This is a genomic window from Bacillus sp. UMB0728, assembly GCF_002858875.1.
Lineage (GTDB): Bacteria > Bacillota > Bacilli > Bacillales > Cytobacillaceae > Bacillus_AB > Bacillus_AB infantis.
Map to the genome: position 1 here is coordinate 300,695 of NZ_PKLA01000003.1, position 15,441 is coordinate 316,135.

At 46.7% G+C, this 15,441-nt stretch carries 16 protein-coding genes and 1 riboswitch; of the genes, 7 read left to right on the plus strand and 9 right to left on the minus strand.

Translation table 11 applies throughout. The features are described 5' to 3' along the window. Positions 1-1,086 (minus strand): type III polyketide synthase, encoded by a 1,086-nt coding sequence (locus CYJ37_RS12520; RefSeq protein ID WP_101550142.1) that lies wholly within the window; start codon positions 1,084-1,086, stop codon positions 1-3. A gap of 380 nt (positions 1,087-1,466) precedes the next feature. Here CYJ37_RS12520 and CYJ37_RS12525 point away from each other — a divergent pair, with 380 nt between their 5' ends. Continuing rightward, positions 1,467-1,916, plus strand: a complete 450-nt coding sequence (locus tag CYJ37_RS12525) for a chemotaxis protein CheX (RefSeq protein WP_022544113.1) — start codon at positions 1,467-1,469, stop codon at positions 1,914-1,916. Positions 1,917-1,993: 77 nt separating this feature from the next. Here CYJ37_RS12525 and CYJ37_RS12530 read toward each other — a convergent pair whose 3' ends face one another. Further along, on the minus strand, positions 1,994-2,767 hold the full coding sequence (locus CYJ37_RS12530) for an SDR family NAD(P)-dependent oxidoreductase (RefSeq protein WP_101550581.1): 774 nt from the start codon (positions 2,765-2,767) through the stop codon (positions 1,994-1,996). A gap of 111 nt (positions 2,768-2,878) precedes the next feature. Continuing rightward, a complete protein-coding gene (locus CYJ37_RS27270; RefSeq protein WP_009791213.1) occupies positions 2,879-3,019 on the minus strand; it encodes a hypothetical protein in 141 nt (46 codons plus the stop codon). A gap of 174 nt (positions 3,020-3,193) precedes the next feature. Between CYJ37_RS27270 and pnuC the strand changes: the two genes are divergently transcribed. Beyond that, positions 3,194-3,889 carry a nicotinamide riboside transporter PnuC gene (pnuC, locus tag CYJ37_RS12535; protein ID WP_101550143.1) on the plus strand — a complete coding sequence of 232 codons (696 nt, stop codon included), beginning with the start codon at positions 3,194-3,196 and terminating at the stop codon, positions 3,887-3,889. Further along, positions 3,886-4,923: a multifunctional transcriptional regulator/nicotinamide-nucleotide adenylyltransferase/ribosylnicotinamide kinase NadR gene (nadR, locus tag CYJ37_RS12540; protein WP_009791215.1), complete on the plus strand. Its 1,038-nt coding sequence runs from the start codon at positions 3,886-3,888 to the stop codon at positions 4,921-4,923. The genes pnuC and nadR overlap by 4 nt, the downstream gene beginning before the upstream one ends. A gap of 38 nt (positions 4,924-4,961) precedes the next feature. Here the strand turns inward: nadR and CYJ37_RS12545 are convergent, their stop codons facing one another. The 3 genes from CYJ37_RS12545 to CYJ37_RS12555 form a co-directional block, all read right to left on the minus strand. Next, positions 4,962-5,414 (minus strand): DUF6376 family protein, encoded by a 453-nt coding sequence (locus tag CYJ37_RS12545; protein ID WP_224952026.1) that lies wholly within the window; start codon positions 5,412-5,414, stop codon positions 4,962-4,964. 95 nt (positions 5,415-5,509) lie between these two features. Then, entirely contained in the window at positions 5,510-6,817 is a 1,308-nt protein-coding gene (locus tag CYJ37_RS12550; RefSeq protein ID WP_009791217.1) for a nucleobase:cation symporter-2 family protein, read from the minus strand. Then, positions 6,814-7,410, minus strand: a complete 597-nt coding sequence (locus tag CYJ37_RS12555; protein WP_101550145.1) for a xanthine phosphoribosyltransferase — start codon at positions 7,408-7,410, stop codon at positions 6,814-6,816. Before CYJ37_RS12555 ends, CYJ37_RS12550 begins: the two co-directional genes overlap by 4 nt. A gap of 121 nt (positions 7,411-7,531) precedes the next feature. Further along, positions 7,532-7,633: riboswitch (purine riboswitch) on the minus strand. A 447-nt stretch (positions 7,634-8,080) separates the two neighbouring features. Between CYJ37_RS12555 and CYJ37_RS12560 the strand changes: the two genes are divergently transcribed. The 3 genes from CYJ37_RS12560 to CYJ37_RS12570 are packed head-to-tail and all read left to right on the plus strand — an operon-like array spanning position 8,081 to position 10,415. Next, positions 8,081-8,230: a hypothetical protein gene (locus CYJ37_RS12560; protein ID WP_009791219.1), complete on the plus strand. Its 150-nt coding sequence runs from the start codon at positions 8,081-8,083 to the stop codon at positions 8,228-8,230. A 53-nt stretch (positions 8,231-8,283) separates the two neighbouring features. Then, positions 8,284-8,766, plus strand: coding sequence for a cytochrome c oxidase subunit II (locus CYJ37_RS12565; RefSeq protein WP_101550147.1), 483 nt, complete (start codon positions 8,284-8,286; stop codon positions 8,764-8,766). Continuing rightward, positions 8,763-10,415: a b(o/a)3-type cytochrome-c oxidase subunit 1 gene (locus CYJ37_RS12570; protein ID WP_101550148.1), complete on the plus strand. Its 1,653-nt coding sequence runs from the start codon at positions 8,763-8,765 to the stop codon at positions 10,413-10,415. Before CYJ37_RS12565 ends, CYJ37_RS12570 begins: the two co-directional genes overlap by 4 nt. Positions 10,416-10,537: 122 nt before the next feature. On the opposite strand, the gene CYJ37_RS12575 is transcribed toward CYJ37_RS12570, so the two are convergent. Beyond that, on the minus strand, positions 10,538-11,446 hold the full coding sequence (locus CYJ37_RS12575; RefSeq protein WP_101550150.1) for a DMT family transporter: 909 nt from the start codon (positions 11,444-11,446) through the stop codon (positions 10,538-10,540). Positions 11,447-11,511: 65 nt separating this feature from the next. Further along, positions 11,512-13,044: a carboxypeptidase M32 gene (locus CYJ37_RS12580; RefSeq protein ID WP_094767179.1), complete on the minus strand. Its 1,533-nt coding sequence runs from the start codon at positions 13,042-13,044 to the stop codon at positions 11,512-11,514. 102 nt (positions 13,045-13,146) lie between these two features. Between CYJ37_RS12580 and CYJ37_RS27775 the strand changes: the two genes are divergently transcribed. Continuing rightward, complete coding sequence (locus tag CYJ37_RS27775; RefSeq protein WP_257964231.1) at positions 13,147-13,275, plus strand: hypothetical protein; 129 nt, start codon at positions 13,147-13,149, stop codon at positions 13,273-13,275. Between the two features lie 175 nt (positions 13,276-13,450). Here CYJ37_RS27775 and CYJ37_RS12585 read toward each other — a convergent pair whose 3' ends face one another. Beyond that, positions 13,451-15,373 (minus strand): ATP-dependent DNA helicase, encoded by a 1,923-nt coding sequence (locus CYJ37_RS12585; protein WP_094767178.1) that lies wholly within the window; start codon positions 15,371-15,373, stop codon positions 13,451-13,453. Between the last annotated feature and the right edge of the window lie 68 nt (positions 15,374-15,441).

Below are 15,441 nucleotides of genomic sequence, written 5' to 3' on the forward strand. Positions count from 1 at the left end.
TCATTCCCACCTCAGCAATAGCAGTTCAGAGCTGAAGCCCGGCCCCAGTGCTGCCGCAATCCCAAGCTCGCCTGCCTTCCCTTTTTCCATGAATCTTCTCAGTACATACAAGATTGTAGCTGAAGACATATTGCCGAACTCCTTCAGCACCTGAAGGGATATATCTGTCATATGGGGAGAAAACTGCAGGCTGGTGACATAGGCATCCAGCACCTTTTTCCCGCCGGGATGAGCAACAAAATGATCTATTTCGTCCAGTCTGGTGTCCATCCTTTTCAGAAAGCTTTCTACATTGGGCTTGAGCCAGTTTTCAATAATGGAGGGAATATCCTTGGAAAACACTACATAGAGACCCTCGTTCCTCACATCCCACCCCATTACGTCAAGGGAATCAGGCATGGTTGTCGAAGCTGTGCCAATTATCCTTGGAATGGCGTGAGAACGCTCCATATTAACCAATTCCGCTTGATCACCGGCCATTAAGACACATGCAGCACCGTCTGCAAATAAAGAAGTGCCGATCAGATTGCTTTTGCTCCGATCATTTTTCTGGAAGGTCAGGCTGCAAAGCTCGACTGCCAGGACAATCACTTTCGCCTTTGGATAAGCAAGGCAGTACTCATAAGCCCTTGATAACCCTGACGCTCCTCCGGCACAGCCGAGCCCCCATAAAGGGATCCTTTTTGTATGCTGTGAAAAAGGCAGGACGTTCATGATTCTTGCGTCCAGGCTTGGAGTGGAAATTCCGGTGCTTGTCACCATGAATATGGCATCAATCTCCGAATAATCTATTTTTCGTCCCAGGAACTGTCTGTTATGGAGGCAATTCCGGATGGCTTCTGCCCCAAGCTCTACCGCACACTCAATAAAAGCCTGATTTTTTTCTTCAAAAGAATGTTCTCTCCTGTACCAGTCCATTCCTTTGGCAAAATGCCTCTTATATATCTGGCCATTATGGAAGGCTTTTAAAAGCCTTTCAACATCCTTGAAGGACTCCGAAAACAAGTCCCTTGCAAACTCCATTACTTGTCCCTGCTCCAGCCTGTGGGCAGGAATGGCTTCGGCAGCCGAGATGATAGCTGGCATTTTTATACGCTCCTCGCTCTATAAACAATTCCTTGTTAATTTTTCCAAACAAAGAAGTATTATACACAGTTTCTCATCTGGCACGGCTTTCGGGATGCAGCAGGAACAGCGGGAGCGCGGACAAAAAAAAGCTTCCCCGCCTGGAGGAAGCTTCACGTTTTGAAGGAGTTGCTGTGCTCTTTTATTATATATTGTTTTACTGGGGCATTCATTATTTAATCTTTTCCAATTAATATCCACCCGAAGCGATACTTTCAGCCCAGAGACTTTTGACCCGCAGCCTTTGGGAAATAATAAGATACGTTTTTGCAAAAAACTTACTACCAGCAGCGGGAAATTATGTTAATATTAATGTTAGCTGGTTGCTGGAGGGATCATTCATGTCATTGACAAAAAATGTTGAAGATATCATTAGCGGGACTATTGAATCAATTAAAAGTGTTTTTCCTTTTGAATCTTCAGTTGAGGAGCCGGCGCAATTTTCACAGCCCTTTACACAGCATAGCATTGGTGTGCTGATTGGAATGACGGGCGATTTGCGGGGCAGAGTCATTATAGATGGAGAAGAGCAGGCTTTCAGCAAAATCGGCGAAGCTATGTTTGGAATGCTGCTGGAAGGTGAAATGCTGGAATCTTTCGCGGGTGAACTCGGAAATATGATTGCCGGCAATCTATCTATTAACTTATCAGGGCAGGGCCTTCAGATTGATATCACTCCCCCTACGGTCCTTGTAGGCGAGACGAAGGTCTATGGGTTTGAGAAGGCCTACAGCCTGCCTGTAAAGCTTTCAGGCGCAGGTGAGCTGATGGTCGTCCTGATGCTTGAATAGCCGCAGCGGACGCCTATCAGCTGGATAAAAGGAATAGACATCCCCCGGCACATCGCCGGGGGATTTGACTATTCTGTCTAAAATCCTTTAATCGTCATGCCGCCGTCAACAAATAGTGTCTGGCCGGTCACATAGCTGCCGGCAGCACTCGCCAGGAATACTGTCGGACCAACCAGCTCCTCCAGCTCGCCGACCCGGTTCAGCGGCGTCACATCCAATATTTCCTGCAGATATTCCGGATCTGCAAGGAGCTTTTCTGTAAGCGGCGTTTTAAAATACCACGGACCTATTGCATTGACGTTGATGTTGTAAGGGCCCCATTCCATGGCAAGTACTTTAGTCATCTGGATTAATGCGGCTTTTGTTGCTGCATACACAACTCCCGTCCTTAAAGCAACATGTCCGGCAACTGAGGCAATCGTAATGATCCTGCCCGGTGTCCCGCTGTCCTTCATAACCCTTCCGGCCTCCTGGGAGACCATGAATGCGGATTTGAGATTAGTATCCATGATTGTCTGCCATTCTTCATCTGTTACATCAAGCGCTTTTGAACGGATATTCATGCCTGCATTATTGACGGCAATATCCAGTCTTCCCCAATGTTCTGCAGCGGTTTTGACTGCATTATGTACATCTTCCCTTTTGGCTGCATCAGCCTGGATGACAATGGCCTCCCTGCCAGTCTTCCTCACTTCTGCGGCGGTTTCCTCCAGATCGGCCTTCGTTCTTGCCATCAGGGCTACATCTGCACCCGCTTCTGCCAGCCCAATTGCAAGGGCCCGTCCTATTCCCCGCCCCGCACCGGTCACTAATGCCTTTTTCCCTTCTACCCTGAAATCAGGCAAATACATATCCATCACCCTTTTTAGAAAATTCATATAAATTTTAACATACAGCATGCCGGGACACCTAACTCTCTGCCTCATGCAGGAAAAAGGGCACGCTGCCGGCGCCCTTCCAGCCTATTCCTTGGATTTATCAGATGAAAGCTCCTGTGCCTGGACGTTTATGATAATTTTCTTGCCTGCAGCAGAACCGCATACTTTACAGCTTCCCTCTTCATTGTAAAGGAGCCTGCAATGCTCGCAATAGAACTTTTCCACTTCTTCACCCTCATTCTGTATTGCTGCAATTATATTTTATTTATTAAAAAACAAAATGTTCCTCTGCTAAGCTTCCATGGTAAAAAAACAGGAAATTTATTCCCTTTTCAGAAAATAATCACCTATAATAAGTTTTAGGCTGTATGGCCGCATCTGCTTTCATAGGAGGAAACCATGAAAATATTCCGCGATTGGACGATATTTGAAATAAGCTGGCTTCTTGTTTTTACACTTATTAATGTGTATTTGTTTATTGCCTGGCAGGATTCCCTTCTTGGCCTTATTTCTTCTTTGGCCGGGATGCTTTGTGTTGTCCTCGTAGCAAAGGGAAAAATCGCAAACTATTATTTCGGCATTATCCAGACAGGGACATATGCTTATATTTCCTATACCTACGGGCTGTATGGGGAAGCCATGCTCAATGGCCTGTTCTATTTTCCCATTCAGTTTATCGGCATTTATCTCTGGAGAAAGAATATGACAAAGGACAGCATAAAAGGGGAAGATGTGAAGGTTAAGACGCTTGATTCCAAGGGATGGTCCCTTCTCGGAATTACTGTGCTGGTGTCCATTTTTCTATATGCCCTCCTCCTTGACTATCTGGGGGGGAGATCTGTTTATATTGACTCTGCCACAAATGTCCTTTCCGTAACAGCACAGATATTGATGCTGAGAAGATTCGCCGAGCAGTGGCTTCTATGGATCCTTGTCAATGTCCTGTCGGTCATCCTCTGGTTTAATGCTCTGATTTCAACAGGGGGCAATGATATATCTATGCTCGTCATGTGGACGGCATTCTTGTTTAACAGCATTTATGGGTATATAAATTGGACGAAACTTTATAAAAAACAGGGAGCTGCAGCGGTTTGAAGAAAAAAACAATTGGTATGTACGGGGGAAAGTTCCTGCCTTTCCCCCATCTTGGCCATGTATACAGCATGACGGCGGCAGCTGCAACAGCTGACGAGCTTCATGTCATCATCTCACACGACAGCGACTATGAAAGAAAGCTTTTTGAAGGCGGCTGTGCAGAGCATGTCAGCTTTACACTGCGGCTCCGCTGGTGGAAACAGCTGACCAGGGAGCTGCCGCATGTACATGTCCATGAAATTTATGATGAACAGACCGGCTCTTTCTCCGATTGGGAAAATGGCGCAAAAAAGATCCGTGCCGCAATCGGCAGTCCGATCGATTTTGTGTTCAGCTCAGAGCCGGATTACGGACCGATTTTTTCCCGTCTTTACCCGGAAGCTGAGCATATCCTCATAGATCCGGAGAGAAAAAGGTATCCGGTATCAGGTACGATGTTCAGGAAAGATGGCGTGCTGAAGCATTGGGATATGGTGCCTAAATGTGTCCGGCCGCATTTCGTCAAAAAAGTGGTGATTGCCGGGACTGAAAGCTGCGGAAAATCCACGCTGACAGCCAATATGGCCCAGATTTATAATACTTCTTTTGTGAAGGAGTATGGCCGGACCTTTTATGAAGAACTTGGAGGATGCGAGGGAATAACAGTACCGGAAGACTACCCCCATATTGCATATGCCCATAAGCTGGAGGAATGGAAGCAGCTGAAGCTGGCAGACAAAATCCTTTTTGTTGATACTGAGGCAATCACCACCCAGTTTTTCTCTCACGCCTATCTGAATAAAAGACAGCCTGTGCTCGATGAAATGGCCAGACTGCAGGAGTATGATTTATGGCTTTTATTGGAGCCGGATGTAGATTGGGTCGATGACGGAACAAGAAGCTTCGGGCATCAGGATTTGCGCTGGAAGAATCATCTCCTTCTGAAATCTCTTCTTGATGAACATCATGTGTGCTATAAAATAATCAACGGCAGCTACCGGGAGAGGCTGGAAAAGAGCATTAAATTTACGGATGAGCTGCTGGAAGGAAAATGACAAGTTAAAAGGGCATCATGGCGATGCCCTTTTATCAGTTAATTCATCAGCCCTTCAATCCGGTTCAGCAGGGCAGATGCATCATTTATTGTTTTAATCATTTCTGAGTTTTCCAATTGATCAAGGGCCAGATTGCCGCCATCTATAGCCAGATTGATTTCTTCCAGCAGCTCTTCATTTTTGGCAGCCAGCTCCTCATGAATGGCCTCAGCGGCAGCAGGTATATCCTGAAGCTGAATAAAGTTCTCAATATCCTGTTTTAGATTAACCAGCCTTTCCTCAAGCTGGTGCCGGATTTCTGAATCCCCGGCAGCTACTTCAATCATCCCCGGGGCATCCTCGGCAAATGCATTCAGCTTTTCAATATGCTCTGCAGCTTTATTGGCATACTCTGCAGTGCCGGCAGCCTCTTCCAGAAAGGAGCAGCCTGCAAGCGAAAGGGCTGTCACTGCAAACATGAACAGCCGGAAGATTATCTTCAATACTTTCATTCCTCCTTTAAGTTTCATATTATTCAATACGTTTATCATGAGAATATGTTTCACAAAAAAACCATCCCCATTAAAAGCGGGATGGCTGGCTATTATTATGCTGCCTTCTCTTCAAGCTTAGAGGCCGCGGTCTTTGCTTTGGAGGTTTTTACATTAAATACAAGATTGAGTGCAATAGCCGTCAAACTTCCCGCTACAATGCCGTTATCTGTCAGGATCCTGATGCTCTCAGGCATTTCAGCGAACAGGCCTGGAACTGCTGTGACTCCAAGCCCCATTCCGACAGAGCAGGCGATGATCAGCAGATTTTCCTGTGAAGAAAAGTCCACCTGGCTGAGCATTTTGATTCCATAGGCGATGACCATCCCAAACATGGCAATCATTGCGCCGCCCAATACAGCTGATGGAATGACTGTAGTCATGGCGCCGATTTTTGGAACCAGGCCAAGGAGGACAAGGAATACGCCCGCTGTGTAAATGACATTCTTGGTTTTCACACCTGACAGCTGGAGAAGGCCGACATTCTGAGAATACGTTGTATATGGAAATGCATTGAACAGCCCGCCAAGGACAATCGCAAGCCCTTCTGCCCTGTAGCCGTTTGCCAGGTCTTTCTTATCCAGCTTCTTGCCGCAAATATCCCCCAGGGCGAAATAAACGCCTGTTGATTCAACCAGGCTGACCATCGCGATAATGATCATTGTCAGGATTGCTGCCGGTTCAAATGTCGGCATCCCGAAATAGAAAGGCTGGACCATATGGAACCATGAAGCCTCACCCACTGCCGAGAAATCTGATTTACCCATCAGGAATGCAGCGGCTGTTCCAGCAAATAGTCCTAGCAGGATTGAAACAGAGCGGATAAATCCGGTAAACAAGCGATACAAAATAATGATGAAGAATAAAGTTCCAAATGCAAGGGCCAGATTGGAAAGCGAACCATAATCGGCACTGCCTTCGCCGCCAGCCATATTATTCATGGCAACCGGGATAAGTGTGATACCAATGATGGTAACAACCGAGCCTGTTACAACCGGAGGGAAGAAACGCACAAGATTTCCGAAATATTTTCCTACCAGTATAACAAAAAGGCCCGAAACCAAAATAGATCCATAAATAGCTGTAATGCCATATTGCCCGCCAATCGCAATCATCGGGCTGACTGCGGTAAACGTACAGCCAAGCACAACCGGAAGGCCGATGCCGAAGAATTGATTGCGCCATACCTGGAGGATCGTCGCCACTCCGCACATTAAGATATCAATGGAAACAAGATATGTCAGCTCTTCTCCTGACAGCCCCAGGGCCCCGCCCACTATAAGGGGTACAATGACAGCACCTGCATACATGGCTAAAACATGCTGGATTCCCAATGAAGCTATTTTAAATGGTGAGTTTTTCATCGTGTTGATGCCTCCCTGCTATTTTCCAAGAATGTGATGCTTCCATTCCCAAGCGACTGGATCCGTGCAAGGGAAACCACTTTGACAGCTTTCTCTTCCAGCAGGCTGCGTCCTTCCTGGAAGGACTTTTCAATAACGATTCCAACGCCCGCAACTGAAGCCCCGGCCTGTCCGGCAAGTTCGATGAGCCCCAAAGCAGCCTGGCCATTGGCCAGGAAGTCGTCAATGATAAGGACCCTGTCATCAGCGCCAAGATATTTGGAAGATGCTGAAATCTCGTTGGACTCTTGCTTTGTGAAAGAATAGACACTGGCGGAAAGCAGCCCTTCTGAGAGAGTCAATGATTTTCTTTTTCTCGCGAACAGCACGGGCACCCCAAGCTCGATCCCAGCCATGACAGATGGAGCAATCCCTGACGATTCCAGCGTAAGAATCTTCGTAATAGCCTCCCCTGCAAAACGTGCTGCAAACTCTTTGCCTATTTCCTTCATCAGGAAAGGGTCGATCTGATGGTTGAGAAACGAGTCTACCTTAAGGACACTGTCAGACAGCACCCGTCCTTCTCTTTTGATTGTTTCTTCTAGTAGTTTCATCATTATCCTCCCTATGAATAGAAAAATAAAAAAGCCTGAAGGAAATCACTCACTGCAAAAAAATGAGTGAAGCAATCCCTTCAGGCTTTTATAAGGCAGGGGCAACAGCAAAAGATCCCAATGCCTCCCATTGCTCACCCATAGTCAGACTGTTAACGGCAGTCCGGTAGAAACTTGCAGGCCATATTCCCGCGATTATATGAGTGTATCGTTATGAAATTATGTTTCATTATAACACCCCAGCAAGATATTTCAATAGTTTAATAAGAGAAAAAGGTCGAATTATTTGTTTTTATTCCACTTGCATTGTTCGCTTTTAGTGATAATATGGTGCTTTTTGGCTCTTGAGAAGCACTTATACAGTCCATTTCTGAATAATCCTAAAATAGTGAATATAATCCCCTGGGGAGAGTCATTCCATTTCTCAGCCTGGGCTTATTTACTTAATGACGCATTGAGTATTTCTCCTTTTCACATAAATTTCACATTTCTATATAAGAATCCCGGTCCTTCCGGCCTGCTGCAGCAATTTTACACTATTGGCATAGTGCCAACAGAATGAATGAACACTTTGTGAAACAGGTGAAGACTGGTAGAATCCGGAGAAATTCCTTGTATGATGAACATGTAATCATTATTTATTCATCCATATTGAAAGGAGAAAAAAGCCATGGCAAACACGGAACTTGGCAGGAAAAATAAAACAAAGATCGAGGATGCTTCATCTTTAAAGGGAACCTTGGCCTCTGTGTTTATTCTGGGTTTATTTTTAATCGGAGTATGGGCAGGCGTCTATTTTTTATTTACAGATCGATTTTAATCATCAAGCATGCTATCCATTATGATTGAAATGCCTGAAGGGAGAAGAAAGCTATGCATATGCATAAATTTGAAAAAGCCTGGCTCGGGTTCGGAATCGGCTCACTGATCGTTTTCTTGACGGTTCTTGGCATCAGCGCATTCTATCTTGGCAACCAGCCCCCGAGCTGCCTTGCAACCATCAATCCGGAGAAGGTGGACCAGACGGCGCCTTTCAATGAGCCCGGCCTAAAAAAAGTGGAGGGAAAGGAATGGGATTATGAGCTTGTATTCGTTGCCTCCGCCTTTTCCTATAATCCTGGCGAAATTGAAATACCTCTTGGGGCAAAGGTGAAGATCATGGCAACGACAAAGGACGTTATCCACGGCTTTGAGGTCGCCGGCTCAAATATCAATATGATGCTGGAGCCCGGATATATCAGTGAGCATACAGCAACTTTTGATAAAGCTGGAGAGTATCTTATCTTGTGCAATGAGTACTGCGGTGCAGGACATCATATGATGACGTCAAAAATAAAGGTGGTTGAAGCATCATGAAGCAAAATCAGAATACAAAGGTTGACAGACAGGACGGGAAGCTAGCCATGGCTCATTTCTATGTAGCCTTCACAGCGCTCGCAATCGGCGGCCTTGCCGGCTTACTGCAGGTGCTCGTCCGCTCCGGCAAGTTCCAGCTGCCGGCTGGAATCGGCTATTATCAGATACTCACTGTCCATGGAGTCGTATTGGGACTGGTACTGACAACGTTCTTCATTATGGGCTTCCAGCTTGCAGCAGTCAGCAAAACAGCCGGGACCTTGACGAAAAAGCAGCGGACAATGGGCTGGATCGGTTTTTGGCTCATGACAGCCGGAACCATGATGGCAGCCGTCATGATACTGCTGAATGAAGCAAGCGTTTTGTATACCTTTTATGCCCCGTTGCAGGCACATGCCATTTATTATCTTGGACTGACTTTCGTAGTAGTCGGCAGCTGGTTTGATGGCGCTGCGATTATCATGAAATATGCAGAGTGGCGCAGGGATAATCCCAGGCAGCCGAGTCCCCTGCTTACATTCATGAGCCTGGTAAATACCATCATGTGGATCGTCGCTACCATTGGAGTGGCCGCAACGGTGCTGATACAGCTGCTGCCATGGTCGCTTGGCCTGGTCGAGACCGTCAATGTCGGAGTCAGCCGGACGCTCTTCTGGTATTTCGGACATCCGCTCGTCTATTTTTGGCTCCTTCCTGCTTATATGGGCTGGTATGTTGTCATTCCGAAAGTAATTGGCGCAAAAATTTTTTCTGATTCACTGGCCCGGATGTCATTCATTCTATTTCTGCTATTTTCCATACCGGTCGGATTCCACCATCAGCTGATGGAGCCGGGTATCGACGCGGCATGGAAATTCCTGCAGGTAATCCTGACATTCCTGGTTGTTATCCCTTCTTTAATGACTGCCTTTTCACTGTTTGCTACATTTGAGGGATTTGGAAGATCCAAAGGGGCAACAGGCTTATTCGGCTGGCTCAAAAAACTGCCATGGGGGGATGCCCGCTTTACAGTTCCATTCATCGGAATGGTTGCCTTCATCCCTGCAGGTGCAGGAGGCATTGTTAACGCATCACACCAGATGAACCAGGTAGTCCACAACACAATCTGGGTAACCGGCCACTTCCATTTGACCGTTGCAACTGCTGTGGTCCTGACATTCTTCGGCATTTCTTACTGGCTGGTGCCGCATTTGACTGGCAGAGTCCTTACGAAAGCGATGAACCGCCTCGCCATTACACAAGGAGTGCTTTGGGCAATCGGCATGACATTCATGTCCGGGGCCATGCATGCTGCAGGATTATTGGGCGCCCCCCGCCGCTCTTCTTTTTCTGAGTACGGCGGAGCGGCACAGGCAGCTGAATGGATTCCCTATCAGGTCGCACAGGCAATTGGAGGATCCATCCTGTTCCTTGCTATCATCCTGATGCTGTATATCTTTGTAAATCTCGCATTCATGGCCCCTAAAGGCTCTGAAGAATTCCCGGTAGGCGAAACAGCGGAAAATGCCGAAAAAACGCCGCTTGTCTTTGAAAACTGGAAGCTCTGGCTCGGCATCACCGCTGCCCTCATCCTGTTTGCCTACACCATCCCGTTCATCGACCTGATCCAAAACGCACCGCCGGGATCTAAAGGGTATAAACTATGGTAATCATCTTGCCAGAAGTAAGGAACGCAGGCAAATAACGCCGCGTCCTGCGGGCCAGCTTAAGACAAGCCAAAATAATTTTCCAGACTGAAAGAAAACACTCCAGCAGCTGCTGGAGTGTTTCTTTATGCACTATTCCCTGTCTCAAGGGGTGTTCTCCCCTTTCTTTCCGGGAGGTTCACGAGGATGACGCACAGAAGGATTATGATAGAGCCGGACAGCTGCATGTAACCCAGTGATTCTGAATATAAAGCAACACCCATAAAGATGGCTACGACAGGCTCAATTGTAGCAATGACCGCTGCTTTGCTGCTTTCTGTCTTTTCTAAACCCCAGGTGTACAGAAAATAGGCCAGGACGGTCGGCAGCAGGCCTAGGCCAAGGCCAAGGAACAGAACCTCCGGCTGTAAAAACAGAGAAGCTTTTTCCCATATCCTGGTAACAAGCAGCAGAACAGCAGAGGCAGTCACGAAGGTATACAGCGTGACAGTAAACGGCTCATACTTTTGGAGCGCAAACTTCCCAAATATGCTGTAAAGCGCATAGCCAAGACCTGCTCCCAGTCCAGTTACCACCCCAATCACACTCAAACCGGAACCGCCCCCCACCCCTGCAATCAGGATGCAGCCGGCAACAGTCCCGCAAACGGCAATGATTTTCCGCCCGGTTATTTTCTCTTTCAGGAAAATATAGGACAACACTGCGACAAAAGCGGGAGAAGTATACAGCAGTATGACTGCAATCGAAATATCCATCAAATTAATGCTCGTAAAATAACACCAATTAAAAAATACAATGCTGCAAATTCCGGTGCCGGCAAACAGGCCAATATCAGAAGTCCTTTTTAAAGCCAGCCGGCCCGGGCCCAGAAAAAGCCCTATCAGCAGCAAAGCCGCAGCTGCAGTTACTGCCCGGATCCCGACGATTTCCATTGAGGAAAAGCCGAACCCGGACAAGCCCCTGATAAAATAGGCAATCAGGCCCCATAAAGATGCACCGGCAGAGATTGCAAAATACGGCATCAGCTTCTTCATTGCCTCACCCTGCAGAAAAAGAGCGGCTGCACCCCGCTCTTTTTCCCTTTCTTTATTTTTTCAAATTAACGGGAGGACTCTTTTAAACGGTAAACCTTCCCGTATTTCTCATAAAGATACTCTGACAGGCAGCTGGCATTCAGCCCTTCGCCAGTAACATCTTCAAGAATCTCAAGCGGCTTTTTCAGCTTGCCGTACTGATGGACATTTTTCGTGAACCATTCCTTGACTGGCGCAAGATCCCCCTTTTCCAGAAGCTGGTCGTAATCAGGAAGATCCTTCAGCAGCGCCTGCTTTAGCTGTGCCGCGTACATATATCCGAGTGCATAGGAAGGGAAATACCCAAAGCTGCCCCCGGCCCAATGGACATCCTGAAGAACTCCTTCTGCATCATTGGATGGTCGCACTCCCAGGTATTCTTCGTATTTGCTGTTCCAGATTTCCGGAAGGTCCTTCACTTCAATTTCATCATTGAACAGTCCTTTTTCGATTTCATAGCGGACAATAACATGAAGCGGATAGGTCAGTTCGTCTGCTTCAATCCTGATCAGCGACGGTTTTGACTCATTGATGGCACGATAGAAATCTTCCAGCTCCACCCCATCAAACTGGCCATCAGCGTACTGCTTGAGCAGTCCGTAATTTTTCTTCCAGAATGACTCACTGCGCCCTACAAAATTCTCATAAAAGAGAGACTGTGATTCATGGATTCCCATTGATGTCCCTGTGCACAGCGGAGTGCCTATAAGGTCTTTGGAAATATTCTGTTCATACAGCGCATGGCCGCCTTCATGGATTGTACCGAATACAGCAGTGCGGAAGTCCTTCTCATCATATTTCGTTGTCACCCTGACATCCCCTGGATTCAAGCCGGTCGCAAATGGATGTACCGTTTCATCAAGTCTTCCTGCATCAAAGTTATAGCCCATCTGCTTCAGGATTTCCAGGCTGAAATCACGCTGCTTCTCCTTTGGGAAATTTTCATACAAAAAGCTGGTATCCGGCTTTGAATCTGATTCGGATATGCTCTTGACGAGAGGCACGATTTTGCTTCTGAGCTCGCCAAAGACTTCATCCAGCACATCGACTGTCACACCCGGCTCATACAAATCCAGGAGTGTGTTGTATTTATTGCCTTCATAGCCCCAATACTGGATAAAGCGCTTATTGGCTTCCACAAGCTTTTCGAGATACGGCTGGAAAAGCGTGAAATCCGATTTGTCTTTTGCCTCTTCCCATACACTTTCAGCCTTTGACTGCAGGATAACGTATTCCTTATACTCCTCAGCCGGAATCTTCTTATTCCGGTCATATTCTTTCTTGCTTTCTTCAAGAACCTTCACAGTAATTGCATCAAGTGATGCAGCCGCTTCTTCTCCTGAAAGCTTTGCTATGTATGCAGCCATTTCCTCGGAAGTGGACATCTTGAACACTTCAGAAGAAAGCATGCCAATTACTTCAGTGCGCTGGTCAACCCCCTGCTTGGGAGCGCCCGTACGGAGATCCCAGTATATTAATGACAGAGCCTCATTATAAGCGCCCATCTTTTTAACAAAATCAAGAAAGTCTTTTTCAGTTTTTTTCAATGCTTCGTTCATGCTGGCATCCCCCTAAAAATCATTTGCAACATATATTTTATCACATTTTTCTGAATAAAACGCTAGAATAGAACTGCAAATCACCTAAAAACAGGAGGAAGAATGATGAGGGAACCTGCCGGAACCTGCGTACAATGCGGGAAAACGATTTATTGCCTGGACGGATTTTTCAACGGAATCATAACGGATGACAAGAAAACGATCTGCTTTGAATGCAGTGAAGAAGGCTGAAGGAATAGATCTCTCTTTATGGTTGTGCCGTTAGTTTGCATGCTGATCCCTGCTTGAATAAAGGGAATACAAACCTGCAGCGAATGAGGACCAAAGTAAAGTTTATTCTCCCTGTCCGTCCCCTTCAATGGATGCAAAAAGCCCCTCCCTCTGCCAAGGGGGGGCAATCAAAACCTTATTTAACAGGTGTGACAGGCAGCACAGCTTCAACAGACTCAAGCACAGAAACATCTTCTTCTCTGCTGGTCAGGATGTGTACTGTTCCTCTGTCCTCATGGCTCCTGATAAGCCTGCCGATTCCCTGGCGGAGCCTGAGGAGCATGTATGGCATGTCGATTTCCCGGAACGAATCTTCCGCGCTTTCACGCTTGGCATCAAACACCGGATCATGCGGAGGGAACGGGAGTGAGAAAATGATTACATTTTCGAGTGATCTGCCAGGTATATCTAAGCCCTCCCAAAGATTTGTAGAGCAAAGGACCGCTTCTTCTTCGTTCTGGAATTTTGAGACGAGCGTACTGATTTCAGCCTCTCCTTCAAAATAGACAGGGAATTCCGTTTTGCCCTGTGCATAGTCCCTAAAAAGGTTCAGTTCTCTCTGATCTGTAAAGAGCACAAGGCCTCTGCCTCCAGATTTCTTAAGCTGTTCCAGAGTATATTCCATTTTGCCGGTGATATCCTCTTCACTGTATTCAGGCATATGAATGGCCATTTTCTCTTCATAGCTGAAAGGTGATGCTACAGTGAATGATAAATAGTCGTCGATGCCAAGGCTCGTGGCCATATAATCAAAGGAGCCTTTTTCCGATAATGTGGCGGAAGAAAAGATAAATGGCTTCTTTTGGGAAAACACCTCATCCCTCATGATTTCCTCTACCATTCTAGGCATGATGACAAGGGTCCGTTCACCATTATGTTCTTCAAACCAATTGATTCCTCCCTTATCTTTCATGAAAAGGGAGAGCGAGAATGATATTTGCTCAAGATATTCTTCAACAACCTTGAGGTCATATTCATTTATAACATACATTTCGCTTTCAAAGACAAGCTCCTCTTCCAGCGAGCCGATCATTTCAAGCAGGAGCTTTCCTTCTTTCAGAACAGCCGGCCCTTTGGCAATCTGCTGTTTCTCAGAGTCCGTCCGGCTGCCGGCAGCAGCTGAAAGGGCATGGAAGAAGGTCTCATTCTGGACGATGGTGTCTTCAATCAGATTCAAAGTTTTTTCCCTTACGTCATTTGCCATCAGGCGGGTAAGGAGCGATTCAAGAATCTGCTCGGTCAGCCTGTATGTCAAGGCTTTCTGGCTGGCATACTCAAGCAGATGCCCTTCATCGAATACAACCGTGCAGGATTCAGGCAGCAGGGGCAGCTGGCCTTCCCTTTTGCGGGATTCTTTTGTCCAGATATGCTCCATATAAAAGTCATGCGAGCAGATGATCAGGTCCTGGCTGTTCCGGTAATAATCCCTGTGAAGTGTCTGGCCGCACCGGTGCCTTTTCTCACATGTAAAGCAATCCTGAAGGGAATCCCATGATACACCGGTCCATTCGCTGTCTGTCAGCTCAGGATAATCTTTCCTGTCTCCGTATCTTTCGAAATTCTGCAGCGATCCTCCGCTGTGGGTAAAGGACGGAAGCTGGTCATAAATGTTTCCATATGCCTCATAGTCCTGTTCCGCTACAGCCTTGTCCAGCTTGTTCAAGCAAAGATATTGATCCCTTGACTTAGCCAGGCGTACATCAATATTCAATCCAAGCGCCTTTTCCAGCTTCGCAATATCACCTTCTTTTTTAACAAGCTGCTCGATGAGAGTTTCATCGGCACAGGCGATGATGGCCGGCTTATTCGTATATCTCGCGTAGCAGATGGAATACAGGAGATAGACAAGCGTTTTTCCTGTTCCGACACCAGCTTCAGCAAAGATTGTCTTTTTCTCCTTGAAGGCATTTTCCAGCTGGAAAGCCATATAGATTTGTTCGTCTCTTAATTCAAAACCGGCTTCAGGGAGCAGATCATAGAAAACATCCCCGATCCAGTCGCCAAGCTTTTCAAAAAATGATTCTGTTTTTGCTACTGCAAAGGGCAATTGGTTTTGCATGTAATCCTCCTATATCCAGAAGCGTCCCGGGGGCTTCCTGTATCTTTGGAAAATGGCGGGGGACCGGA

What these genes read in the sequence shown, in the direction of transcription:
- CYJ37_RS12520 (WP_101550142.1), bottom strand. Translation starts at nt 1,086, where the DNA reads ATGCCAGCTATCATCTCGGCTGCCGAAGCCATTCCTGCCCACAGGCTG.
- CYJ37_RS12575 (WP_101550150.1), bottom strand. Translation starts at nt 11,446, where the DNA reads ATGAAGAAGCTGATGCCGTATTTTGCAATCTCTGCCGGTGCATCTTTA.
- CYJ37_RS12560 (WP_009791219.1), top strand. Translation starts at nt 8,081, where the DNA reads ATGGCAAACACGGAACTTGGCAGGAAAAATAAAACAAAGATCGAGGAT.
- CYJ37_RS12550 (WP_009791217.1), bottom strand. Translation starts at nt 6,817, where the DNA reads ATGAAAAACTCACCATTTAAAATAGCTTCATTGGGAATCCAGCATGTT.
- CYJ37_RS12585 (WP_094767178.1), bottom strand. Translation starts at nt 15,373, where the DNA reads ATGCAAAACCAATTGCCCTTTGCAGTAGCAAAAACAGAATCATTTTTT.
- CYJ37_RS12565 (WP_101550147.1), top strand. Translation starts at nt 8,284, where the DNA reads ATGCATATGCATAAATTTGAAAAAGCCTGGCTCGGGTTCGGAATCGGC.
- CYJ37_RS12525 (WP_022544113.1), top strand. Translation starts at nt 1,467, where the DNA reads ATGTCATTGACAAAAAATGTTGAAGATATCATTAGCGGGACTATTGAA.
- CYJ37_RS12530 (WP_101550581.1), bottom strand. Translation starts at nt 2,767, where the DNA reads ATGTATTTGCCTGATTTCAGGGTAGAAGGGAAAAAGGCATTAGTGACC.
- pnuC (WP_101550143.1), top strand. Translation starts at nt 3,194, where the DNA reads ATGAAAATATTCCGCGATTGGACGATATTTGAAATAAGCTGGCTTCTT.
- CYJ37_RS12570 (WP_101550148.1), top strand. Translation starts at nt 8,763, where the DNA reads ATGAAGCAAAATCAGAATACAAAGGTTGACAGACAGGACGGGAAGCTA.
- CYJ37_RS12580 (WP_094767179.1), bottom strand. Translation starts at nt 13,044, where the DNA reads ATGAACGAAGCATTGAAAAAAACTGAAAAAGACTTTCTTGATTTTGTT.
- CYJ37_RS12545 (WP_224952026.1), bottom strand. Translation starts at nt 5,414, where the DNA reads ATGAAAGTATTGAAGATAATCTTCCGGCTGTTCATGTTTGCAGTGACA.
- CYJ37_RS27775 (WP_257964231.1), top strand. Translation starts at nt 13,147, where the DNA reads ATGATGAGGGAACCTGCCGGAACCTGCGTACAATGCGGGAAAACGATT.
- CYJ37_RS12555 (WP_101550145.1), bottom strand. Translation starts at nt 7,410, where the DNA reads ATGAAACTACTAGAAGAAACAATCAAAAGAGAAGGACGGGTGCTGTCT.